The sequence below is a fragment of the Pseudomonas fluorescens genome (assembly GCF_012974785.1).
In the GTDB taxonomy this organism is placed as follows: Bacteria; Pseudomonadota; Gammaproteobacteria; order Pseudomonadales; family Pseudomonadaceae; genus Aquipseudomonas; species Aquipseudomonas fluorescens_BT.
This window is the reverse complement of record NZ_CP027561.1, coordinates 625,548-649,205: the sequence shown is the minus strand read 5'-3', so window position 1 is coordinate 649,205 and position 23,658 is coordinate 625,548. Positions and strand designations below refer to the sequence as shown.

The following is a 23,658-nucleotide window of genomic DNA, read 5'->3' as shown; positions in this document are numbered from 1 at the left end:
AGGAAAAATACAGATTTACGTCGGAGCAATGTCAGAGCGCATTCAGCCCGACCACCACAGGATCCTGTGGGAGCGAGCCTGCTCGCGAAAGCGGTTGATCATTCAACAGCGATGTTGCCTGTCAGTCCGTCTTCGCGAGCAGGCTCGCTCCCACATGGAACAGTGGAGGTCAGCCGATCGCGTCAGCCCTTACTTCTGTTTTTCCAGCTGGTGATATTTGCCATCCTTGTCCCACTGGTAGACCACGTAGTCGGAGACCTTCAGGTCGCCTTTGGAGTCCCAGGTCTTCTCGCCCATGACGGTCTTGACCGGGTTTTTCTTCAGCCAGGCAGCGGCCTCCTCGCCCTTGTTCGACTTGGCGCCATTGAAGGCGGCGGCCAGTGCCTGAACCGAAGCGTAGGCGTACAGGGTGTAGCCTTCAGGCTCGGTGCCGGCCTTGCGGAAGGCATCCACGACAGTCTTGCTTTCCGGCAGCAGACGCGGGTCGGCGCCGAAGGTCATCAGCACGCCGTCGACGTATTGCGGGCCGCCAGCGGTGGTCACCAGTTCGTCGGTCACGATGCCGTCGTCAGACATGAACTTCACGTCTTTCAGGCCTTCGGTACGCAGTTGCTTGACCAGTGGACCGGCTTCCGGGTGCAGGCCGCCGAAGTAGACCACGTCGGCACCGGCCGCACGGATCTTGGTGACCACGGCGCTGAAGTCTTTCTCGCCACGGGTCAGGCCTTCGTACAGCACCGGCTTCACGCCGCGTTTTTCCAGCTGAGCCTTGGTCGCATCGGCCAAGCCCTGACCGTAGGTGTCCTTGTCGTGCAGCACGGCCACTTTCTTGCCCTTGAGCACGTCGACGATGTAATCGCCGGCAACGATGCCTTGCTGGTCGTCACGGCCGCACATACGGAACATGGCGCTCAGGCCGCGCTCGGTCACTTGCGGGTTGGTGGAACCCGGAGTGATGGCGATGATCCCGGCTTCGTCGTAGATCTCGGACGCAGGAATGGTGGAGGACGAACAGAAGTGACCGACCACACCGGCGACTTTCTGGTTGGTGAGGTCCTTGGCGACCGTCACCGCCTGTTTCGGTTCGCAGGCGTCATCGCCTTTGACCAGGACGATTTTCTCCCCGTTGACGCCGCCCGCCGCGTTGACCGCATCGGCCGCCGCTTGGGCTCCCTTCATGTACTGCTCGCCAAATGCCGCGTTGGCGCCGGTCATGGGGCCCGCCACACCGATTTTCACATCAGCTTGTGCAAACGCAGAAACACCCAGCGCAGTAGCGACTGCGAGGGCCAGAAAGCCTTTCTTGTAAAACGTCTGGGACATGAGGTGGTGCTCCAAGGTTTTTTTTAGTTGGCACTGCGACTTCACTGGATTGCTCAGAGCAAGGGCCGTGCCATCGGTTTTTTATTCTTCAAAAAGTCGCTGCTTTCTTGTTATTTCGACTGTTTCGTTCCCATTTTCATTGGGCGTGCAACCGTCTAAACCGCGGAAGGTGAAACCATTTGTTTTTTCAGGCGCAACCCGCACGCGCCATCATTGCAACCGCGGCGCCAAACGATGTGCAACCAGCCTGTAACAGCCCGCGTCACCGAACTGCACACTGCTGGTGCGGGACTGCTACAACCCGCACCATTACAGGCTAGTCGCTACATCGAAAAGCGCCGCTTCCGGCAACATATTTCAACACTCAGATAACGATGCGCAGGCACTGGCCCGCGTGATACAGCGAGAACCCGGCCTCGTACAGACAACTGCGCAAGCCCACACCTGTCAGGGGCTGCATCGGTGCGAAAGGAATCGGCAATGCCTGAGGATTTCCGTTACACAGGTAGTCGGCGAAGGCCTTGCCGACCACAGTGCCGGTGGTCACGCCACGGCCGTTGTACCCGGTGACGGCCACCAATCCGGGGGCCGGTTCGAACAAGCGCATCAAGTGATCGGGGGTGAACGCGATGCGCCCGGTCCAGGTGCATTCCCATTCGACGGGCTTGAGGTTGGGAAAATAATGCTGCTGTACCCGGTCGGCCCAGGCCTTGAGAAACCAGGTCGGTTTCTGATTGCCGTTACCGAGGCTGCCCAGTAACAGACGTCCGTCCTTGTCGCGGCGGATGCTGCTCAGCACCTGGCGGGTATCCCACGAGCCCTGCCCGCCGGGGAGGATTTCCTGGGCGGCATCTTCAGTCAGCGGCACCGAAGCGACCTGATAGTAGTAACCGGGGAAGAAATTGCGCTTGAGTTCGGTCCAGTCGCCTTCGGTGTAGGCGTTGGAGGCAATCACCACTTGTTCGGCCAGCACCGAACCCTGCCCGGTCTGCACCGACCATTGCTGGCCCTGACGTTCAAGGCGGGTGACCGGGGAATGATCGAACATTTGCCCGCCGAGACTCGCCACGGATTTCGCCAGCCCGGTGACATACGCCATCGGGTTGAGCGTACCGGCACGCCGGTCGAGCAGCGCGGCGGCAATCTTTTGCGTACCGGTCGCCTGTTCACAGGCCTTGCCGGTCAGCAGTTCGACCGGTGCCCCCCGGCGTTTCCACTGTTCCTCGCGACTGCGCAGATCCGCCTCGCCCTTGGCGTTGTGCGCCATGTGCAGGGTGCCTTCGCGGCGTAACTGGCAATCGATGTTGTATTTATCCACAAGGCTGAACACCAGCGCCGGCGCCGCCCCGAGCATGCGGTTGAGCTGGCTGCCGACGGCCTCGCCGAACCCGGCCTCGATCTCGTCCGGTGGAATCCACATCCCGGCGTTGACCAGCCCGACGTTGCGCCCCGACCCGCCATGCCCGGCGCGATGGGCTTCGAGCACGCAGACGCTTTTGCCCTTTTCCAACAGATGCAGCGCCGCCGACAACCCGGTGAACCCGGCGCCGATCACGCAGACATCAACCTTGACCTCGCCCCTGAGCGCCGCGTTATCCGGTCGTTGCGGCGTGAGTTTTTCCCACAGACATTCTTCGCGTAACGGCATTGCCAGACTCCAACAGAAACCTAACAAACACTGCATACCCTGTGGGAGCGGGCTTGCCCGCGAAAGCGGTATATCAGCCAATATCCATGCTGACTGACCCAGCGCTTTCGTCGGAACGCCGCCCGGAGCAAACCCGCTCCCACATGGGGATCTCCACTTGACCGAAGGGATCAGTCGAACGTAATGCCCTGCGCCAGCGGCAACTCCAGCGAGTAGTTCACGGTATTGGTCTGCCGGCGCATGTACGCGCGCCACGCATCCGAGCCCGACTCACGACCACCACCGGTTTCTTTTTCACCGCCAAACGCCCCGCCGATTTCCGCGCCGCTCGGGCCGATGTTGACGTTGGCGATGCCGCAGTCGCTGCCGACCGCCGACATGAATTTCTCGGCCTCGCGCACATCGGTGGTGAAGATGCACGACGACAGGCCTTGCGGCACGGCGTTGTTCAGGCGCAGCGCCTCTTCGAAGTCGCTGTAGCCAACCACGTACAGGATCGGCGCGAAAGTCTCGCTGCACACCACGTCGCTCTGCTCCGGCATTTCAACGATGGCCGGCGACACGTAGTAGGCATTCGGGAATTGATCTTCCAGTTGACGCTTGCCGCCGAACACCCGGCCGCCCTCACTGAGCGCCTGCTCCAGCGCATCCTGCATGTTTTCGAAGCTGTGTTTGTCGATCAGCGGGCCGATCAGGTTGCCTTCCAGCGGGTGACCGATACGGACCTTGGAGTACGCGGCTTTGAGGCGGGTGACGATTTCTTCTTTCACTGATTCATGGGCGATCAGGCGACGCAACGTGGTGCAACGCTGGCCGGCGGTGCCGACGGCGCTGAACAGAATGGCGCGCACGGCCATGTCCAGATCGGCGCTCGGGCCGAGGATCATCGCGTTGTTGCCGCCCAGCTCGAGAATGCTGCGGGCAAAGCGTGCGGCGACTTTCGGCGCCACTTCGCGCCCCATGCGAGTGCTGCCGGTGGCGCTGATCAGCGCGATACGCGGGTCATCCACCAGCGCTTCGCCGGCATCGCGACCGCCGATGATTACCTGGCTCAGGTGCGCCGGGGCATCGCTGAAATTCTTCAGTACGCGCTCGAACAGCGCCTGGCAGGCCAGCGCGGTCAGCGGAGTCTTTTCCGACGGCTTCCACACCACCGGGTTGCCGCAGACCAGCGCCAGCGTGGTGTTCCACGCCCACACCGCGACCGGGAAGTTGAACGCACTGATCACACCGACCACGCCCAGCGGATGCCAGGTTTCACGCATGTGGTGGCCCGGACGCTCGGAGGCGATGGTCAAGCCGTACAACTGGCGGGACAGGCCGACGGCGAAGTCGCAGATGTCGATCATCTCCTGCACTTCACCGAGGCCTTCCTGCGTGATCTTGCCCGCTTCCCACGACACCAGTTCGCCGAGGTCGGCCTTGTATTCACGCAACACTTCACCGAACTGACGCACCAGCTCACCACGACGCGGCGCCGGCACCTTGCGCCATTGTTCGAACGCATGATCTGCGCGACTGATGTGCTGCTCCACTTCGGCCGGGCCTTCCCAGTTCACGGCGCCGATGCGGCTGCCGTCGATGGGCGAATGCACCGGCACTTTGCCGTTCTGGTACAGGGCCGGGTTCACACCAAGACGATCAAGCAATGCGGCAACCATGGGTCACTCCTCAAGCAAAAAACTGAATGTGTGCGGGCGCGTTTTCACGACCGGGCAGGCCTTTAGTTGTAGCGTCAGGAAGGCTGTGCAACAAACGACCTTTACGCGAGATATCATTCCGTTTATTCATGCTGCGCAGAAAGACAAGAAAAGGATCGCCCATGCTGAACAAACGCCACTTGCCGTCGATCACCGCGTTGCAGTGCTTCGAGGCCGTGACCCGGCACCTGAGTTTCACCCGGGCCGCCGAGGAACTGAACCTGACCCAGAGCGCCGTCAGCAAGCAGGTGGCGCAGCTCGAAGAATTGTTGCAACACTTGTTGTTCCGCCGGGTGCGCCGCCGTTTGCAGATGACCCCGGCCGGCGATCTGTATCTGGTGGAAGTCAGAAAAATCCTGACCCAGGTCGAGATGTCGACCCATTACCTGCGTTCCTACGGTGGCGAGACCGAAGTCCTGCGCGTCTCCACGCCCTCGACCTTCGGCGCCCGCTGGCTGGTGCCGCGCCTCAAGGGCTGGCGCCTGCGCCATCCGTCGATTCATCTGGACCTGTGCAACGAGCAGGAGGCCGATGACCTGCTGCAAGGGCGCAGCGACCTGGCATTCTATTTCGGCCAGGGTTCACGCCCCGGTACTGAATGCCTGAAGTTGTTCGGCGAAGAGCTTGTGCCGGTCTGCGCGCCGAGCAGCCTGCCCGATACGCCGTTGACTGATCCAACGCAACTCACCGATCTGGTCCTGCTGCAGAATGCTTCGCGCCCGCAAGCGTGGCACGACTGGTTCGACAGCCAGGGTTTCCAAACCGAACACAGCTACCACGGCCCGCGTTTCGAAACCTTTTATATGTGCATCCGCGCCGCTCAGGTCGGCTGCGGCGTCGCCCTGCTGCCCAGGTTTCTGGTGGAAGAGGAATTGGCCGACGGCAAACTGGTCATTCCCTGGCAGCACGCCATGCCCAGCACCGACGCGTATTACCTGGCCTACCCGGAACACGCGGCGGAAGTGCCCAAGGTGCGGGATTTCGTGAAGTGGATGCTGGAGCAGATCGACAGTCCTGATGCGGTCTGAGGCGCTGTGCCGGGATAAAAATCACTGGCAATCCCCACCCCGGATATGCGCCACTAGCGCCATTGATTGATACCGCGCCAACGCGCGGCCCGCCTGGAGACCCCGTTATGAGCGAGAGTGTGTTTGCCGATCGCATCGTGCAGAACCTGCTCGACACCGACTTCTACAAGCTGACGATGATGCAGGCGGTGCTGCACAACTACCCCAACGTCGAAGTCGAATGGGAGTTTCGTTGCCGCAATGCCGAGGATCTGCGCCCGTATCTGGCGGAGATCCGCTTCCAGGTCGAGCGTCTGGCCGAGTTGAGCCTGAGCGCCGATCAGTTGAGTTTTCTCGAGCGCATCTCGTTCCTCAAGCCGGATTTCCTGCGCTTCCTCGGTCTGTTCCGTTTCAACCTGCGCTACCTGCACACCGGCATCGAGAACGGCGAGCTGTTCATCCGCCTGCGCGGACCGTGGCTGCATGTGATTCTGTTTGAAGTGCCGCTGCTGGCGATCGTCAGCGAAGTGCGCAACCGCTATCGCTACCGCGAAACGGTTCTGGAACAGGCCCGCGAACAGCTTTACCGCAAGTTCGACTGGCTCACCGCCAACGCCTCGGCCGAAGAACTGTCGCAGTTGCAGGTCGCCGATTTCGGCACACGTCGCCGTTTTTCCTACCGCGTGCAAGAAGAAGTGGTGAACGTGCTCAAGCACGATTTCCCCGGCCGTTTCGTCGGCACCAGTAACGTGCACCTGTCCCGCGAACTGGACATGAAACCCCTGGGCACCATGGCCCACGAATGGATCATGGCCCACCAGCAACTCGGCCCGCGATTGATCGACAGCCAGATCGCCGCCCTCGATTGCTGGGTCCGCGAGTATCGCGGCCTGCTGGGGATCGCCCTGACCGACTGCATCACTACCGACGCGTTCCTCGGTGATTTCGATCTGTTCTTCGCCAAGCTGTTCGACGGTCTGCGCCACGATTCCGGGGACCCGGTGCTGTGGGGCGAAAAATGCATCGCCCACTATCACAAGCTCGGCATCGACCCGATGAGCAAGACTCTGGTGTTCTCCGACAGCCTGACGCTGCCCAAGTCGCTGGAGATCTTCCGGGCGCTGCGGGGCCGGATCAATGTCAGCTTCGGTATCGGCACCAACCTGACCTGCGACATTCCGGGTGTCGAGCCGATGAGCATCGTGCTTAAAATGACCGCGTGCAACGGCCAACCGGTGGCGAAGATCTCCGACGAGCCGGGCAAGACCCACTGCAAAGACCCGAATTTCGTCGCCTATTTGCGACACGTTTTCCAGGTTCCTGCCGTTTCCAGCCTATCTAGCAAGGAGTGAATTCATGCAAGCCGTACAGCGTGAGATTGCTGAACAGCTCAAGGTCCAGCCGCCATTCGCCGACTACCATGCCCTTCAGGCCGAAGTCGCCCGGCGCATCACCTTCATCCAGGATTGCCTGGTCAACTCCGGCCTCAAGACCCTGGTGCTGGGCATCAGCGGCGGTGTCGACTCGCTGACTGCAGGCCTGCTGGCCCAGCGCGCCATGCGTGAACTGCGCGAGCGCACTGGCGACAGCGCCTACAAGTTCATCGCCGTGCGCCTGCCGTACGACGTGCAGTTCGACGAACACGACGCCCAGGCTTCGGTGGACTTCATCGCCCCGGACGAGCGCCATACCGTCAACATCGGCCCGGCGGTCAAATCCCTGGCCGGCGAAGTCGCAGCCTTCGAAGGCAAGCACGCGGTGTCGGTGGATTTCGTGCTCGGCAACACCAAGGCGCGGATGCGCATGGTCGCCCAGTACACCATCGCCGGCGCAGCCCATGGCCTGGTAATCGGCACCGACCACGCGGCGGAAGCGGTGATGGGTTTCTTCACCAAGTTCGGTGACGGCGCCTGCGACCTGGCCCCGCTCAGCGGTCTGGTGAAAAACCAGGTCCGGGCCATCGCCCGCAGCTTCGGCGCACCGGAATCGCTGGTGGAAAAAGTGCCGACGGCGGATCTGGAAGACCTGTCGCCGGGCAAACCGGACGAAGCCTCCCACGGCGTGACCTACGCCGAGATCGACGCCTTCCTGCACGGCGAGCCGGTGCGTCAGGAAGCGTTCGACATCATCGTCAACACCTACAAAAAGACTCATCACAAGCGGGTCATGCCGTTTGCGCCCTGAATTTCAGGCATGAAAAAAGCGTCCTTCGGGACGCTTTTTTTGCCTGCGGCTTTCTTACTTCACAACCACTGTGCCTTTCATCATCGAGATGTGGCCAGGGAACGAGCAGAAGAAACCATAATCGGTGCCGGCTGCCAGTTTCGATACATCGATGGTCAGCGAGTCTTTCTCGCCGGCGCCGATGATTTTGGTGTGGGCGATAACGCGCTCGTCACCGTCCTTCAGGTAGTTCTTGTCGATGCCGGCGGCCAGGCCGTCGGTGGCGATCGGCTGCATGTCAGCGGTCTTGCTGACCACCAGGTTGTGGCCCATGACATTCTTCGGCAGGCTGCCGGAGTGGGTCAGTTCGACGGTGAAGGTCTTGCAGCTCTTGTCGATCACGATCTCCTTGGTGTTGAAGGACATCTGGTCGGTGGAATCGACGGTGGTTTTGCACTCGGCAGCCATCAATTGGCTGCTGGCCAGCGCCAGCAGGGATACCGCAACAACTTTGGAAAACATGGTGAATCTCCAAGGCAGGGTTAACAAAAACACGAGTGGTGGAAAGACTGCCTGAAATCTTCGCAAGTTCCTATGACTTGAGTCAAAAATTGTATACAACTTTCAGGCTATGACACTCATCGAAACAATCTAACAGCCAGACGTTTGGCCGGGACGTATCTTCAGGGCTCAACTCAACTGGAGCATCAGTCATGTCCCTCAACAGCCTGTTGTACAGTCTGCTCGCCGCCTACGCCTGTGGCGCCAGCGGCACCTATGAAACCCCGAAACGCGAAGTCTAGCCCTTGGATCAAGGCGTGCCAGCCATTACCCTGTGACGGATTGACCCAGGAGGAAGGCATGTCTCTCACATCCGTTTGTGTATTTTGCGGTGCCAACGCCGGCACCACCCCGGCGTACACCGAAGCCGCCATCGCCCTCGGCACAGCCATTGCCGAGCGCAAACTGACCCTGGTCTACGGCGGTGGCGCTGTCGGCCTCATGGGGATCGTCGCGGATGCCGCACTGGCGGCCGGTGGCGAAGTGATCGGCATCATTCCGCAGAGCCTGATGGACAAGGAAATCGGCCACAAGAGCCTGACGCGCCTGGAAGTGGTCGACGGCATGCACGCGCGCAAGGCGCGGATGGCTGAACTCAGCGATGCGTTCATCGCCCTGCCCGGCGGCCTCGGCACGCTTGAAGAGCTGTTCGAAGTCTGGACCTGGGGCCAGCTCGGTTACCACGGCAAGCCGCTGGGCCTGCTGGAAGTGAACGGTTTCTACAGCAAACTCACGGCATTTCTCGATCACATCGTCGGCGAAGGCTTCGTTCGCGCACCGCACCGTGACATGCTGCAAGTAAGCGAATCGCCGCAAACGCTGCTCGATGCCCTCGATCAGTGGCAGCCGACCGTCACGCCAAAGTGGGTCGACCAGAAACCCGGTTAACCCCCGGGCACCGATACAGGGCAGAATACGCGCCGCTCAACCTCACCTTCGACCCCAGAGGATCGCCCATGGCCAAACCCAATTACTCCTTCGCCAAGCGTCAACGTGACCTGGCCAAGGAACAGAAGAAAGAGGAAAAGCTTCAGCGCAAGAAACAGATGGCTGAAGAAGCGGCACTGAACCCTGACGGTGAAGTGGCGACCGATGATGATGCAATTGATGTTGATGCACCGAAAGATCAGACGCCAGACGCCTGAGCACATTGCTGAAACCTTGAACACAATCCCTGTGGGAGCGGGCTTGCTCGCGAAAGCGTCGTGACATTCATGACTGAACAATTGCTTTCGCGAGCAAGCCCGCTCCCACATTTGATCTTCACTCCTCCAATGGCAACACGGTGACGCGGACTTCCGGGTCGTGATTGCCACCGCCCAGAATCACCCCGCGCAACGGCGACACATCGGAGAAATCCCGGCCCCAGGCCAGGGTGATGTGTTCCAGTGCCGGCTGCACATTGTTGGTCGGATCGAAATCCACCCAGCCGAGCACCGGGCAAAACACCGAAACCCACGCATGAGACGCATCGGCGCCAATCAATCGCGGTTGCCCCGGTGGCGGCCGTGTCAGCAGGTAGCCGCTGATGTAGCGCGCCGCCAATCCTCGGGAACGCACGCAGGCCAGCATCAGGTGAGCGAAGTCCTGACAGACCCCGCGCCGGCGCTCCAGCACCTCGACCAACGGTGTCGCGACCTGCGTGGCCTCGGCATCGAAGGTGAATTCATCGAAGATCTTTTCCATCAACGCCTGTACGCCCAGCAGCAGCGGTCGCCCGGGCGGGAAACAGCTTTCGGAAAACTCGACAAAGCTGCGTTTCAAATGAACGTAGGGGGATTGAAACCGGTAACGGCAAGCTTCCAGCAGCTCGGTGGACAATGGCTGGCTGGTGTAGGTCAGCGAATTGCAGGTCTGCTCCCAGGCCGGGGACAGATTGAAATCCAGCGCCGGCCGCGCCAGCACCTCGACCGTCAGCCGGGCGTTGACCTGCAATTCATCGTGAGGCCGTTCGAACGCCAGGCGTGTCAGCGGATTGCCAAACACATCCTGCTCGTCACGCCGGGCGGTCGGTTCCGGACTGATCAGCAATTGCTGTTCGGTACAGCGCTGCCAGGCGCACTCACGGGGCCACAGGTGCGCCAGTTGCTGCGCCAGGGAGACCGGGCTGTCGTAGTGATAGCAGGTATCGTGAAGAATCTGGTAGTGGGCATTCATCAGACGGACACCGTGCGTTGGCTGACATCATCGACATGGGCGAAATGACGCAGGGCCAGTCGATCGGACACCTGGCCGCTGGCGTCGGCGATGTCTTGCAGCAGATCCGCCAGACCATCGAGGGCCGCGCGCACGCTGGATTCGCCGAACAGGGGGTTTTCCAGGCACCCCAGATCGAAGCGCGCCAGACGCTCGACCAGTTGCGGCAACCCGGCCTCCCGAGGCGCATCAAAATCGTCGCTCAAACGCTTGAGCGTGCGCGTCACCAGTTTCAACTGGAACAACACCGCATGGGGGTTCTGCTCGTCCAGCAGCAACAGGTCGAGCACCGGGATCAACTGCGCCACCGCCAGATAACGCGAGCGATAGGTGATGCTGCTGTTGCCCAGCTCCAGCAACCACTCAAGTCCCGCTTGATCGAACGCCCCGGCGCCGCGCAGGAAACCCGCAAGACTGCTGCTGAGAAACTGCAGGCGCTCGATCCGCCGGCCAATCATCAGGAAACGCCAGCCTTCGTCGCGGGTCATGTCATCGAGGGCAAACCCGGACAGCGCCGCCAGTGACATCACCAGCCGATTGAGAAAATCCAGCAACTCGCCAAAGTCCGGCTCATCGGTGTCCAGCTCCGTCGCCTCGCGCTGCAATTCCACCAGCGCCTGCCAGTTCTCCCGCGAGAGCTTGCCGCGCACCTGCGACGCCGCCCACTGCAAGCGTTGCAGGTTGGAGCGCAGGCTGAACGACCAGTCCTCGCCAAGCAGGGCCGCGAGCAGGCGCTCTGGCAGCTCTCCTTCGTCCGGCAGCAGCATCAGGCGCTCGCCGAGCTCCACGGCAGCCTGCAAGGCTTGCGGATCATCCCCGTCGATGTAACGCGCCAGCATGATCCGCAGCAGCCGCGCGCTGTCGTCGCAGCGCTCGCAATAACGGCCGAACCAGAACAGGTTTTCCACCACCCGCGACGGAAGATAGGGATCGCGCCGCACCAGATCATGCACGCCGATGTTGCGCTGGGTCTTCCACTGCTCGCCGCTTGGCGACCGGTCTCCCAGCACCCAAGTGTCCTTGCTCGCGCCACCACGCTGCATCGACACCACTTCGGCGTCGGCTTCGGCCGCCACCCGGGTCAGGCCACCGGGCAACACCCGATAACCATCATGACTGGCCACCGCATACATGCGCATGCCAATGGCACGCGGTTGCAACTGGCCGTCCTCGGGCTGCCAGATCGGCGCGTGGGACAGTTGCGCAAGTTCTTGCGCGACATAGGCATAAGGCCGGGCCTGCATGCGCTCGGCGAGACTCTGGCGCTGTTTCTCACTCAGATCACGCCCGAAAACGGGTGCAAAACTCTGGGACGGAAACGCCGGCTTGATCAGCAACTCCGGCAGTTTTTCCAACGCCTGGGCCAGCACCGGTGCCTCCCCGCACCACCAGGTGGCGATGGAGGGCAGGATCAGTTCTTCGCCGAACAAGTACTGATTGATCTTCGGCAAAAAACCCAAGAGCCCCGGCGACTCCAGCACGCCGCTGCCCAGAGCATTGGCCACCAGCACTCGGCCCTGACGCACGGCCTCGAGCAATCCGGGAACGCCCAGCGCCGAATCCGTACGCAGTTCCAGCGGATCGCAGAAATCATCGTCGAGCCGACGCATGATCGCGTGGACCCGACGCAGACCGCTGAGGGTTTTCAGGTAGACCGTGGCATCACGCACCGTCAGGTCGCCGCCCTCCACCAGTGGATAGCCGAGCTGACGGGCGAGATAAAGATGTTCGAAATAGCTTTCGTTGAAACGCCCCGGGGTCAGCAACACCACCAGCGGCGCGTCATCGTCGCAGGGGGCCTGACGGGCCAGGGTTTCCTGCAAGGTGCGGAAGAATCCGGCCAGGTGCTGCACCTTCAGATCCCGGTACAACTCGGGGAAGGCCCGGGACACAATGGTGCGGTTTTCCAGTGCATAACCGGCACCGGATGGCGCCTGGGTACGATCCGCAGTCACCCACCAGCGACCGTCCGGCGTGCGCGCCAGATCCACCGCATACAGGTGCAGAAAGGCCCCGTCCGGCGGCGCGATGCCCTGACAGGGCCAGAGGAAGTTGTTGTGGCCAAACACCAGTTCTGCCGGCAGCAGCCCTTCGCGGATCAACTGTTGCGGGCCGTACAGATCCGCCAGCACCGCATTGAGCAAGCGTGCGCGCTGGGCGATCCCGGCCGACAGTTGTTGCCACTCGTCAGCGGCGATCACGTGGGGCAGCAGATCCAGCTCCCAGGGACGATCCGCCCCCTTGGGATCGGCATAGACGTTGTAGGTGACGCCGTTTTCCTGAATCTGTCGGGTCAGCAGCGCCTGACGCTGCACCAGTTGCGCCGGGGTGCTGCGCTGCAATTGGTCGAACAGCCGCTGCCAGTGCGGACGCACCGCTCCGCTGTCGTCGAGCAGTTCGTGATAGGTGCCCGCCGTCAGCGGGTAGCGGTCAAGCAGGTCAGGCATGGAAAGCTCGGCAGCCAGCAAGGAACGGTCAGACTAACGCAGGCACATGACGCCCGGATATACGAAAAATCCGGGCGTCGTGCCTGATTCAGAAACGTCGTAAATCGAGTGTCATCGGTAGTTCGTCGTTCGTTTCGACATTGGGTATCGGAAGTTTCCCCGGCGTATGTCCGATGCGGAAGAAACGCGCCATGCGCCGGCTCTCCGCTTCGTTGGCGTTGACCGGCAGTGTCTCGTAATTGCGTCCGCCCGGATGGGCAACGTGGTACTGGCAGCCGCCCAGCGAGCGCTGCATCCAGGTATCGAGCAGGTCGAACACCAGCGGCGCATGCACCGGGATCGTCGGTTGCAGGCAGTTGGCCGGCTGCCAGGCGCGGAAACGCACGCCGGCGACAAACTCGCCGACCCGCCCGGTCGGTTGCAGCGGCACCGGGATACCGTTGCAGGTCAGCAGATAGCGCTGCGGCGGCAGCCCCGTAAGCTTGACCTGCAAACGCTCCAGCGATGAATCGACGTAGCGCACCGTGCCGCCCGCCGCGCCCTCCTCACCCAGCACATGCCAGGGCTCAAGGGCCTGGCGCAACTCCAGTTCGATACCGTTGACGGCGTAATCACCGACCTTGGGGAAGCGAAACTCCAGATGCGCCGCAAACCATTCGGCACGCAGGGGGTAACCGGCGTTGTTGAGCTCGACGATGACGTCGGCGAAGTCCTGCTCGATGAAATGCGGCAGCAGGAAACGGTCATGCAACTCGGTACCCCAGCGCGCCAGTTTCGGCGGTGCATAAGGCTCGCGCCAGAACCGCGCCACCAGCGCCCGCAACAACAGCTGCTGAGCCAGACTCATGCGCGCATGGGGCGGCATCTCGAACGCGCGCAACTCCAGCAGACCGAGGCGCCCGGTGGCGCCGTCCGGTGAATACAGCTTGTCGATGCAGAACTCGGCGCGGTGGGTGTTGCCGGTGACGTCGATCAGCAGATTGCGCAACAGCCGATCCACCAGCCATGGCGCGCACTCTTCTCCCGGTGCGGGCATTTGCGCGAAGGCGATTTCCAGCTCATACAGTGCGTCGTTGCGCGCTTCATCGACTCGCGGCGCCTGCGAAGTCGGGCCGATGAACAGACCGGAAAACAGGTAGGACAGCGATGGATGGTTGTGCCAGTAGCTGATCAGGCTGCGCAGCAGATCCGGGCGGCGCAAAAACGGTGAGTCCGCCGGCGTCGCGCCGCCGAGCACGAAATGGTTTCCGCCGCCCGTACCGGTGTGGCGCCCGTCGATCATGAACTTCTCGGTGGACAGCCGGGTCTGGCGCGCTTCTTCGTACAGAAACTCTGTGCGTTCGACCAACTCGTCCCAGGTCGCCGACGGCTGCACGTTGACCTCGATCACGCCAGGATCCGGGGTGATGCGGAAGTTGCTCAGACGCGGATCGCTCGGCGGCTCATAGCCTTCCAGCAATACCGGGCAATGCAGCTCCTCGGCGGTGGCTTCGATGGCCGCGACCAGTTCCAGATAATCCTCGACCCGCTCCAGCGGCGGCATGAACAGGTACAACCGGCCTTCCCGGGCCTCGGCGCAGAAGGCGGTGCGGGTCAGCCAATCAGCGGACTCGTCGATCTTCGGTGCACGTTCGTCCACCGGAGCCGGCTCACGGTGATCGTTGAGCTGCGTCGTTTCGGGCAACTCGGGGAAATCCTGATTCGGATCGTTCGGATGAATGAACGGATACTCCGTCGCCTTCACCCAGGGCTGTGAACCCAACGGCAGGCGATAGCCCAGCGGTGAATCCCCCGGCACCAGCCGGCAATGCTCATCGCGCAGATACCAGCGCCCGCTCTGCCACTGATCGCCCTTGGCGGTGCGCGCCAGCGGCAGCACCTGGCCGATGATCTTGTCCAGGCCCTGACTGAACACCTTGCGCAGTCGCGCACGTTCCAGTGGTTCCTCCAGACGCGAGTCTTCAGCGCTGACGTTGCTCGGCAAGGCGCCCTCGCGCCAGAGATAATAGAAATTGTCTTCGTAGGCCGGGAACACAAAACGTGTCGGCAGTTTCAGGCGCTCGGCGACACTCGCCAGAAAGCGTCCGGCCAGTGCGCCATCGGCGCCGTAATCCTGCTGCTCGTCGGCGATCAGTGCGTTGTTGTGCCAGATCGGCACGCCGTCGCGGCGCCAGTAGCAATTGAGCGACCAGCGCGGCAGTTGTTCTCCGGGATACCACTTGCCCTGACCGAAATGCACCAGCCCTTTTGGCGCGTAGTGTTTGCGCATGCGCTGGAACAGCTCGGCGGAAAGCCGGCGCTTGTCTGGGCCGAGCGCAGCGGTGTTCCATTCGGCGCCGTCCGGGTCGTCGATGGACACGAAGGTCGGTTCGCCGCCCATGGTCAGGCGCACGTCGCCTTCCAGCAGGTCGGCATCGATCTGCCGGCCCAGGGCCTGGATCGCCAGCCACTGTTCATCGGTGTAAGGCTTGGTCACCCGTGGCGCTTCCCAGACCCGCTCCACGGACATTTCGTGGCTGAACTCGCATTCGCAAGGCTCCACCAGACCGCTGATCGGCGCCGCGGAGGACGGATCGGGACTGCAGGCCAACGGGATATGCCCTTCCCCGGCGAACAGCCCCGACGTCGCATCGAGACCGATCCAGCCCGCTCCCGGCAGATACACCTCGCACCACGCGTGCAGGTCGGTGAAATCCACTTCGGTGCCGGACGGGCCGTCGAGGCTTTTCACGTCGGCGGTCAGCTGAATCAGGTAACCGGAAACGAAACGCGCTGCCAGCCCGAGATTGCGCAGCAGTTGCACCAGCAGCCACGCCGAATCGCGGCAGGAACCGGAGGCGTGTTCGAGGGTATGTTCCGGGGTCTGTACACCCGGCTCCATGCGGATCAGGTAATTGATGTCTTCGCTCAGACGCTGGTTGAGCGCTACCAGGAAATCCACGGCCGGCAGCGGCGTACGGTCGATGGCGTCCAGATAGGCCTTGAATGTCGGCGTCAGCGGCAGGGTTTCGAGGTACGGCGCCAGTTCCTTGCGCTCATCGGCGGCGTAGGCAAAGGGGATTTTCTCGGCATAGGGTTCAAGGAAAAAGTCGAACGGGTTGAACACCGCCATCTCGGCCAGCAGGTCGACCTCGATCCGCAGCTCGGCGGTTTTCTCGGGGAACACCAGCCGTGCAAGGTAGTTGCCCTGAGGGTCCTGCTGCCAATTGATGAAGTGCTGCTCGGGGGAGACTTTCAGTGAATAAGACAAAATCCGCGTGCGGCTGTGGGCAGCCGGGCGCAGACGCACGATCTGCGGGCCGAGTTCGACAGCGCGGTCGTAGCGGTAATGCGTGACGTGATGCAATGCGACATGAATCGACACGGCGTGCCTCCTGCGAGCCCAAGCGTATTCGAAAGCGCGCAAGACTTATGCCATGCAGAGGCTTGGGCGCTTTCCCGGAATGCTCAGGGCAGTACAGCACCAAAATCGGGCGATGCGGTGAAATGGTTTGGCACAGTTGCACGCAAATGTTGCGAGGCACAACGCAGAACGCCAACCCGAAGGTTGGCGTTCTGTTCAGCTCAAGTGCGTTTTAGCGCGGTACGACCGGCTTGCGTGCCGGTTTCGGTCCCTTGCCTTTCGCGGCTTCCTTGCGCTCCTTGGCGGCCTGCTGGTTGCGGGCGAATGCCGCGGCCTTGGCCTGTTCACGCTTGTCCCAGGGATTGCCGCCGTCGCTGGCGCGCGGTGGCAGGCCGTTGTGCTGGGTGAGGATCCTGGTGGTCTTCTCTTTTACGTCCTTCGCCACTTTATGGCTGCCGGCCGGCGTCGAGTTCTTGCGACGGGCACTCTGGTAGCTGTCGGTGGCCGGTTGATGCGTCGGGATCAACTGGTGCTTGCCGGGCCCGATCAGGTCGGCGCGGCCCATGCGGATCAGCGCTTCACGCAGCATCGGCCAGCCTTTCGGGTCGTGATAACGCAGGAACGCCTTGTGCAGACGGCGCTGCTCCTCGCTCTTGACGATGGTCACGCCGTCGCTCTTGTAGGTGACCTTGCGCAGCGGGTTCTTGCCCGAGTGGTACATCGCGGTGGCGGTGGCCATCGGCGACGGATAGAACGCCTGGACCTGGTCGGCACGGAAGCCGTTGCCCTTGAGCCACAGGGCCAGGTTCATCATGTCTTCGTCGGTGGTGCCCGGGTGCGCGGCGATGAAGTACGGAATCAGGTACTGCTCTTTCCCCGCTTCCTTGGTGTACTTCTCGAACATGCGCTTGAAGCGATCGTAGGTGCCGATCCCCGGTTTCATCATCTGGTTGAGCGGACCTTCCTCGGTGTGTTCCGGGGCGATCTTCAGGTAACCACCGACGTGGTGCGTCACCAGCTCCTTGACGTACTCCGGCGACTCGACCGCAAGGTCGTAACGCAGGCCGGAGGCGATCAGGATCTTCTTCACACCCGGCAACGCACGGGCGCTGCGGTACAGCTGAATCAGCGACGAGTGGTCGGTGTTCAGGTTCGGGCAAATGCCCGGGAACACGCAGGACGGCTTGCGGCACGCGGATTCGATTTCCGGGCTCTTGCAGGCGATGCGGTACATGTTCGCGGTCGGGCCGCCGAGGTCGGAAATGACGCCGGTGAAACCCGGCACCTTGTCGCGGATCTCTTCGATTTCACGAATGATCGACTCTTCGGAACGGTTCTGGATGATCCGGCCTTCATGCTCGGTGATCGAGCAGAAGGTGCAGCCACCGAAGCAGCCCCGCATGATGTTCACCGAGAAACGGATCATGTCGTAGGCCGGGATCTTTTCCTTGCCGTACGCAGGGTGCGGAACACGTGCGTAAGGCATGCCGAACACGTAGTCCATTTCTTCAGTGGTCATCGGAATCGGCGGCGGGTTGAACCAGACGTCGATCTCGCCATGCTTCTGGACCAGCGCACGGGCGTTGCCCGGGTTGGTTTCCAGGTGCAGCACGCGGTTGGCATGGGCATACAGGACCGGGTCGTTGCGCACCTTTTCCATCGACGGCAGGCGGATCACGGTCTTGTCGCGAGTCATTTTCGGGCTGGCCAGGATCTGCACGACCTTGGCTTCCTGCGGGTCTTCAACCGGGCCCTTCTCCTGCTCGATCGCGCAAGCCTGAGTGTCCTGGGTGTTGACGTACGGGTTGATGATCTTGTCGATCTTGCCCGGACGGTCGATGCGCGTGGAGTCGACTTCGTACCAGCCTGCCGGCGTATCACGGCGGATGAATGCGGTACCGCGCACATCGGTGATGTCTTCAATCTTGTGACCGTAGGACAGACGCTGGGCGACTTCAACGATCGCCCGCTCGGCGTTGCCGTACAGCAGGATGTCGGCGCTGGCGTCGATCAGGATCGAGTTGCGCACGCGATCCTGCCAGTAGTCGTAGTGGGCGATGCGGCGCAGGGAGGCTTCGATGCCGCCGAGCACGATCGGCACGTGCTTGTAGGCTTCCTTGCAGCGCTGGCTGTAGACCAGGCTCGCGCGATCCGGACGCTTGCCGGCCATGCCACCCGGGGTATAGGCGTCGTCGGAACGGATTTTCTTGTCCGCGGTGTAGCGGTTGATCATCGAGTCCATGTTGCCGGCCGCGACGCCGAAGAACAGATTCGGCTCGCCGAGCTTCATGAAGTCGTCTTTGGACTGCCAGTTCGGCTGCGCGATGATCCCGACGCGGAAGCCTTGCGACTCCAGCAGCCGGCCGATGATCGCCATGCCGAACGACGGGTGATCGACGTAGGCATCTCCCGTCACAATGATGATGTCGCAGGAATCCCAGCCGAGCTGATCCATCTCCTCCCTGCTCATCGGCAGGAACGGCGCTGGCCCGAAACATTCGGCCCAATATTTTGGATAGTCAAATAACGGCTTGGCTGCTTGCATGTCGATAACCGGTGTTGGCTTTCATTGAATTTCGCGGGCGCGGAATATAGCACAAATTTTGACCAATTCCGACGGCCGTGGTCGGTTTCTCTCCCCTTTGTCCCACCGGCCACACACCGGCTCCAAAAGATGCCCTTCAACTTATTCAAGGATGAATAAAGATGCCTGCAAAACCACCGTCAAGAAGCGTAACCACCGTCGAGGTGCATAACCCGCCTTTGCGATCAAACCATGACCACCTGCCACGGCACGACGCCTCGCACGCTATCCGTCCTGCCGAGCACAGCCTCATCAATGGACAGACATCGGACAGAATCCCGGACAGCACAGACCCGGACATGATCTCTCAAGCGCCTTCGGTGAGTGTCAGCGAAACTCATTCATACCCGACCGCAATACCCGCACCACCCTTACTTGAAGCCTACAGGGTCGGCCCGAACATCCGATTGCCGGTCGCCGACGCATCAGGATTCAGAAGGTTGAAGGGCCGGCAGTTCGTCGATATGCACGATGGCAGCATCCTGCAGATCAGCCTGGATCCCGACACTGCCCTCTACCGGGCCAGACTGGGAAGTGAATCAAGGCCCTCCGGCCCGATTCTCTTCCATGATCCCGATAGCAACCGATGGCATCCGCTGATCGACTTCGAAAAGAGCCCACTCCCACTCTCCGCCAGCCGGCTGGCGAATTTCAGGACGCCTCTGGACTTCTCCGGAGCAGACCCGGACAGCGACGGCCTGCATCGTTTTGAAGGCAAGCGCTACGTCATCATCGAGAACCATGCCCATCAGGTGATGCGCGACGTTGACGCTTCATCTCCCCAGCGCAATGTCTGGCGCGTCGTCAATCCGAAGGACCCGGTCGCCGCCGACAGCGAAAATATCTATCGCGCAAGCCGATCCGGTGAAACGCTGGCCATCACCCGCAATTCCGATGGCATCTGGACAACAAGTCTGGATGGACTCAAGGGAGGCATGCGTCGTACTGCACAGACTCAGGACAGCAAAGCCTATTTGCTTCAAAAATATGAGCCCATCAGAAACGCCTTCGAGGCGTTAGTCACATCCAACAAGCGCTATGGAGAACTCTGGGACAGTGCCCGAGATCTTCCTGAGGGAAGCCAGGCAGAGAAAGAGGCGATGATCAGGCTTGAAGTGCACATCATCAAGCACACAAGAATGCAAGCCGAATACGTCAAGTCACTGATCGACAACAAGGACTGGTTGATCCTGCTGAAGGCCGGCGGGCTCTACAAAAGCGAACTGCATACTCAACAGTTGAACAGAGTCGACTACCTCAACAAGCTGATTGCCGCGATGGATCACAGGGCCTATCCGACCAGACATCCAATAACGGTCGAGTCGCTAAAGAGCAATTTTGCCCATCTCAACAAAAAGCTGAAGATCATGAATGACCGCCAGGATGTCATGGATCAGATTCGCAAAGCCGACCGTAGTGCAACATCAGATCTGGACGATATGAACCGTGGAGTACCCACCGTAGATCAGATCCATTCCAATCAATACAACATCTGCCTGCGCCTGATTTCCGACGACCCCGAAAATCCGTCGCCTCTCGGCATGCGCAGTGCAATGGCCTTGCACCTGTTGAAAAAGGATTTGCCCGAAGTCTATGGTGACTCCGAAGCGCTGGCGCTGCATTTGACGCTGGAAAACATCAGGAGTGACAGAGCCTGGTTCGAATCTCTGGATACTTCAGCGGATCCGGTCAAGGCGCAATATGTCAGCCATGCATTGTCCCTGATGCATGTGTTCGAAACGAAAATCGACAACCGCCTGAACGCAATCCATGAACAGGTCGACAGCAACAGCCAATTACCTCTTTACGATCAGGACATCGATTTCGATTTTCTTCCGGAGCAGTCCGCTGCGGGGGCCGAGGCAACCGCCCCGCGAAAACTGTTCCGGACACGCCACCATGGCACTTACCGGGTTCTGGTGGGGGAGCAGGACACAGCAGCGGATGGCAGCATTACTCTCAAGGTTCCCGATCTTTTCAAGCCGCACCAGCCACCTCAACGCTACGAGAACATCGAAGGTGAGTGGCAACAGGTTCGCCCCGCCGTCGCGCTCACACCCAGACCACAACTTGTGAGCGACGCGACTGAATCCCTTCAACGCGTGAATGAATACGTAACCCAGGCCCGGATCATGGAAGCCCGCAAAGCCAATCCGACCAATATCGTCGAATTTTTGGGCGCAGAGACGGATCGTTTCAGGGATCTGGCGCAACGTCTGGAGGCCACTGATCGGGTGACAGAAGACGCCGAGGTCAGCGGATTGATCAGTCGGCTCAGAACCGCCGCGACATCAATGGAGACCGAAGGACAGTCCATTCTGATACGGATGTACAAAAACAAGGATGTCCTGGATGTACTGCGCCTGAACTTCCTGCTCGATCACTCACAGCTGACAGTCGTGAAAACGGTAGAACGCAAACAAATGGGCAAGGGAAGGGACAAGTCATTCCTCGATGTCTACTCGATCAACGACCGTTCAGACAATTCGCAATTGTGGGAGGCCCACTTTCACTACGACAGGCAAGATCGCGCGGCGCTGGACTACACGCTCAAGGGTGCACACATGAAAACCCTGGGACAAAGCAAGCTCGGCAGCGCGTTTCAACAGCGCGAAGCACAGGCTGGCCGACCCCACCAGCGGATCTGGCGGGAACTCATCAGTCCGCGAGTTGCCCAGAAACTGTTTGATCACCTGACGTGATCAATCGCGTTACTCATCGTCGTCGAAGTTGTAACTGCCCGGCGCGAGGTTTTCGAAGCGCGTGTACTTGCCGATAAAGGCAAGACGGATGAAGCCGATCGGGCCGTTCCGCTGTTTGCCGATGATGATTTCGGCGATGCCTTTGTGCTCGGTTTCCGGGTGATACACCTCGTCCCGGTACACGAACATGATCACGTCGGCGTCCTGCTCGATCGCTCCGGATTCCCGCAAGTCGGAGTTCACCGGGCGCTTGTTGGGGCGCTGTTCCAGGGAGCGGTTGAGCTGCGACAGAGCCACCACCGGGCAGTTGAATTCCTTGGCCAGGGCTTTCAGCGATCGGGAGATCTCGGAAATCTCGTTGGTCCGGTTGTCACCGCTGGAGCCAGGGATCTGCATCAGCTGCAGGTAGTCGATCATGATCAGGCCGATGTCGCCGTGCTCGCGCACCAGACGCCGGGTCCGGGCACGCATCTCCGACGGGCTGATACCGGCGGTGTCATCGATGAACAGTTTACGGTCGTTGAGCAGGTTGACCGCCGAAGTCAGACGCGGCCAGTCGTCGTCTTCCAGTTGGCCGGAACGCACTTTGGTCTGGTCGATACGCCCAAGGGACGACAGCATACGCATGATCAGCGATTCGCCTGGCATCTCGAGGGAGTACACCAGCACCACCTTGTCGCTGCGCAACACGGCGTTTTCCACCAGGTTCATCGCAAAAGTCGTCTTACCCATCGACGGACGACCGGCGACGATGATCAGGTCGGCCGGTTGCAGGCCGCTGGTCTTCTCGTCCAGATCGGTGTAACCGGTGGACAGGCCCGTGATCGAGTCAGCGGTGTTGAACAGGGTGTCGATACGGTCGATGGCCTTGGTCAACAGGTCATTCACGCCCACCGGGCCGCCGGTTTTTGGCCGGGCCTCGGCAATCGCGAAAATCTGCCGTTCGGCTTCGTCGAGGATTTCCTCGGCGGTACGACCTTCAGGGTTGAAGGCGCTGTCGGCAATTTCGGTGCTGATGCCGATCAACTGACGCAACGTCGCACGCTGGCGGACGATCTGCGCATAGGCCTTGATGTTGGCGACGGACGGCGTGTTCTTCGCCAGTTCGCCGAGGTAGCCCAGGCCGCCGACTTGCGAGGTCTGACCTTCCTTGTCCAGTTGCTCGGCAAGGGTCACGACGTCGATCGGCGAGTTCTGATCGGCCAGCTTGGCGATCGCACGGAAAATCAGACGGTGGTCATGCCGGTAGAAATCGCCGTCGGAGACTTGATCGAGCACGCGCTCCCAGGCGTTGTTGTCCAGCATCAGACCACCGAGCACGGCCTGTTCGGCCTCGATGGAATGCGGCGGCACCTTCAGCGCGGCGGTTTGCAGATCGTATTGCTCGGGAGCGGATATTTCGTTCATGGCCACTTTTTATTCAGGAAAAGCAGGGATTGCAGAAAGACAAAGGGCACGACCTGAAGACAGGATCGTGCCCGATGTTAACCGTCTGGCGAACAAGCCGCCAGTCGATCAGGTGTTGCTTAAGCTGCTACCACGACAACGCGCACGGTGGCTTCAACTTCGGCGTGCAGGTGCACAGCCACGTCGAATTCACCCACGTTGCGGATGGTGCCGTTCGGCAGACGAACTTCGCTTTTCGCCACTTCAACGCCGGAGGCGGTCAGTGCGTCAGCGATGTCGTGAGTACCGATCGAACCGAACAGCTTGCCTTCGTCGCCAGCGGTGGCAGTGATGGTCACTTCCAGCTCGGCCAGGTGGGCAGCGCGGCTTTCAGCCGATGCTTTACGGTCTGCGGCAGCTTTTTCCAGCTCAGCACGACGCTCTTCGAACGCAGCCAGGTTGGCAGCGGTCGCAGCGGTGGCTTTGCCGAAAGGCAGCAGGTAGTTACGGCCGTAACCGGCCTTAACGTTTACTTTGTCGCCCAGGTTGCCCAGGTTGGCGATTTTTTCCAGAAGGATCAGTTGCATGTGGAAATCCT

16 protein-coding genes are annotated in these 23,658 nt (G+C 61.0%); 6 read left to right on the top strand and 10 right to left on the bottom strand.

Going from position 1 to position 23,658, the window contains the following annotated elements; genetic code table 11:
• Window positions 1–189 precede the first annotated feature (189 nt).
• From C6Y56_RS02770 to amaB, 3 genes are all read right to left on the bottom strand, one after another.
• The gene (locus C6Y56_RS02770; RefSeq protein ID WP_169428633.1) at window positions 190–1,323 is read right to left on the bottom strand and encodes an ABC transporter substrate-binding protein; all 1,134 of its coding nucleotides are present in this window, start codon (window positions 1,321–1,323) and stop codon (window positions 190–192) included.
• Between the two features lie 364 nt (window positions 1,324–1,687).
• Window positions 1,688–2,971 (bottom strand): L-pipecolate oxidase, encoded by a 1,284-nt coding sequence (amaA, locus tag C6Y56_RS02765; protein ID WP_169428632.1) that lies wholly within the window; start codon window positions 2,969–2,971, stop codon window positions 1,688–1,690.
• A gap of 170 nt (window positions 2,972–3,141) precedes the next feature.
• Entirely contained in the window at window positions 3,142–4,632 is a 1,491-nt protein-coding gene (gene amaB, locus C6Y56_RS02760) for an L-piperidine-6-carboxylate dehydrogenase (RefSeq protein WP_169428631.1), read from the bottom strand.
• 161 nt (window positions 4,633–4,793) lie between these two features.
• Between amaB and C6Y56_RS02755 the strand changes: the two genes are divergently transcribed.
• The 3 genes from C6Y56_RS02755 (at window position 4,794) to nadE (ending at window position 7,862) form a co-directional block, all read left to right on the top strand.
• Window positions 4,794–5,699, top strand: coding sequence for a LysR family transcriptional regulator (locus C6Y56_RS02755; RefSeq protein WP_169428630.1), 906 nt, complete (start codon window positions 4,794–4,796; stop codon window positions 5,697–5,699).
• Between the two features lie 107 nt (window positions 5,700–5,806).
• Window positions 5,807–7,030, top strand: a complete 1,224-nt coding sequence (gene pncB / locus C6Y56_RS02750) for a nicotinate phosphoribosyltransferase (RefSeq protein WP_169428629.1) — start codon at window positions 5,807–5,809, stop codon at window positions 7,028–7,030.
• A gap of 4 nt (window positions 7,031–7,034) precedes the next feature.
• A complete protein-coding gene (nadE, locus tag C6Y56_RS02745) occupies window positions 7,035–7,862 on the top strand; it encodes an ammonia-dependent NAD(+) synthetase (RefSeq protein WP_169428628.1) in 828 nt (275 codons plus the stop codon).
• Between the two features lie 54 nt (window positions 7,863–7,916).
• Here the strand turns inward: nadE and azu are convergent, their stop codons facing one another.
• On the bottom strand, window positions 7,917–8,363 hold the full coding sequence (gene azu, locus C6Y56_RS02740; RefSeq protein ID WP_065258792.1) for an azurin: 447 nt from the start codon (window positions 8,361–8,363) through the stop codon (window positions 7,917–7,919).
• A gap of 339 nt (window positions 8,364–8,702) precedes the next feature.
• Here azu and C6Y56_RS02735 point away from each other — a divergent pair, with 339 nt between their 5' ends.
• Together C6Y56_RS02735 and C6Y56_RS02730 are read left to right on the top strand one after the other, a co-directional pair.
• The gene (locus tag C6Y56_RS02735; RefSeq protein WP_169428627.1) at window positions 8,703–9,290 is read left to right on the top strand and encodes a TIGR00730 family Rossman fold protein; all 588 of its coding nucleotides are present in this window, start codon (window positions 8,703–8,705) and stop codon (window positions 9,288–9,290) included.
• 68 nt (window positions 9,291–9,358) lie between these two features.
• Window positions 9,359–9,547, top strand: coding sequence for a hypothetical protein (locus tag C6Y56_RS02730; protein WP_169428626.1), 189 nt, complete (start codon window positions 9,359–9,361; stop codon window positions 9,545–9,547).
• Between the two features lie 118 nt (window positions 9,548–9,665).
• Here the strand turns inward: C6Y56_RS02730 and C6Y56_RS02725 are convergent, their stop codons facing one another.
• The 4 genes from C6Y56_RS02725 to C6Y56_RS02710 form a co-directional block, all read right to left on the bottom strand.
• Window positions 9,666–10,559, bottom strand: coding sequence for a transglutaminase family protein (locus C6Y56_RS02725; protein WP_169428625.1), 894 nt, complete (start codon window positions 10,557–10,559; stop codon window positions 9,666–9,668).
• On the bottom strand, window positions 10,559–13,045 hold the full coding sequence (locus C6Y56_RS02720) for a circularly permuted type 2 ATP-grasp protein (RefSeq protein ID WP_169428624.1): 2,487 nt from the start codon (window positions 13,043–13,045) through the stop codon (window positions 10,559–10,561). The genes C6Y56_RS02725 and C6Y56_RS02720 overlap by 1 nt, the downstream gene beginning before the upstream one ends.
• Window positions 13,046–13,133: 88 nt before the next feature.
• A complete protein-coding gene (locus tag C6Y56_RS02715; protein ID WP_169428623.1) occupies window positions 13,134–16,409 on the bottom strand; it encodes a DUF2126 domain-containing protein in 3,276 nt (1,091 codons plus the stop codon).
• Window positions 16,410–16,620: 211 nt separating this feature from the next.
• On the bottom strand, window positions 16,621–18,933 hold the full coding sequence (locus C6Y56_RS02710) for a YgiQ family radical SAM protein (protein WP_169428622.1): 2,313 nt from the start codon (window positions 18,931–18,933) through the stop codon (window positions 16,621–16,623).
• Window positions 18,934–19,094: 161 nt separating this feature from the next.
• On the opposite strand from C6Y56_RS02710, the gene C6Y56_RS02705 reads away from it, so the two are divergent.
• Window positions 19,095–21,674, top strand: a complete 2,580-nt coding sequence (locus C6Y56_RS02705) for a hypothetical protein (protein WP_169428621.1) — start codon at window positions 19,095–19,097, stop codon at window positions 21,672–21,674.
• Window positions 21,675–21,683: 9 nt separating this feature from the next.
• Here C6Y56_RS02705 and dnaB read toward each other — a convergent pair whose 3' ends face one another.
• Window positions 21,684–23,081, bottom strand: coding sequence for a replicative DNA helicase (gene dnaB, locus C6Y56_RS02700; protein ID WP_085711165.1), 1,398 nt, complete (start codon window positions 23,079–23,081; stop codon window positions 21,684–21,686).
• A gap of 119 nt (window positions 23,082–23,200) precedes the next feature.
• Window positions 23,201–23,647 carry a 50S ribosomal protein L9 gene (rplI, locus tag C6Y56_RS02695; protein ID WP_169428620.1) on the bottom strand — a complete coding sequence of 149 codons (447 nt, stop codon included), beginning with the start codon at window positions 23,645–23,647 and terminating at the stop codon, window positions 23,201–23,203.
• Window positions 23,648–23,658 lie beyond the last annotated feature (11 nt).

Coding starts and splice junctions, on each gene's coding strand:
- C6Y56_RS02770 (WP_169428633.1), bottom strand. CDS start 1,323: ATGTCCCAGACGTTTTACAAGAAAGGCTTTCTGGCCCTCGCAGTCGCT.
- amaA (WP_169428632.1), bottom strand. CDS start 2,971: ATGCCGTTACGCGAAGAATGTCTGTGGGAAAAACTCACGCCGCAACGA.
- amaB (WP_169428631.1), bottom strand. CDS start 4,632: ATGGTTGCCGCATTGCTTGATCGTCTTGGTGTGAACCCGGCCCTGTAC.
- C6Y56_RS02755 (WP_169428630.1), top strand. CDS start 4,794: ATGCTGAACAAACGCCACTTGCCGTCGATCACCGCGTTGCAGTGCTTC.
- pncB (WP_169428629.1), top strand. CDS start 5,807: ATGAGCGAGAGTGTGTTTGCCGATCGCATCGTGCAGAACCTGCTCGAC.
- nadE (WP_169428628.1), top strand. CDS start 7,035: ATGCAAGCCGTACAGCGTGAGATTGCTGAACAGCTCAAGGTCCAGCCG.
- azu (WP_065258792.1), bottom strand. CDS start 8,363: ATGTTTTCCAAAGTTGTTGCGGTATCCCTGCTGGCGCTGGCCAGCAGC.
- C6Y56_RS02735 (WP_169428627.1), top strand. CDS start 8,703: ATGTCTCTCACATCCGTTTGTGTATTTTGCGGTGCCAACGCCGGCACC.
- C6Y56_RS02730 (WP_169428626.1), top strand. CDS start 9,359: ATGGCCAAACCCAATTACTCCTTCGCCAAGCGTCAACGTGACCTGGCC.
- C6Y56_RS02725 (WP_169428625.1), bottom strand. CDS start 10,559: ATGAATGCCCACTACCAGATTCTTCACGATACCTGCTATCACTACGAC.
- C6Y56_RS02720 (WP_169428624.1), bottom strand. CDS start 13,045: ATGCCTGACCTGCTTGACCGCTACCCGCTGACGGCGGGCACCTATCAC.
- C6Y56_RS02710 (WP_169428622.1), bottom strand. CDS start 18,933: ATGCAAGCAGCCAAGCCGTTATTTGACTATCCAAAATATTGGGCCGAA.
- C6Y56_RS02705 (WP_169428621.1), top strand. CDS start 19,095: ATGCCTGCAAAACCACCGTCAAGAAGCGTAACCACCGTCGAGGTGCAT.
- dnaB (WP_085711165.1), bottom strand. CDS start 23,081: ATGAACGAAATATCCGCTCCCGAGCAATACGATCTGCAAACCGCCGCG.
- rplI (WP_169428620.1), bottom strand. CDS start 23,647: ATGCAACTGATCCTTCTGGAAAAAATCGCCAACCTGGGCAACCTGGGC.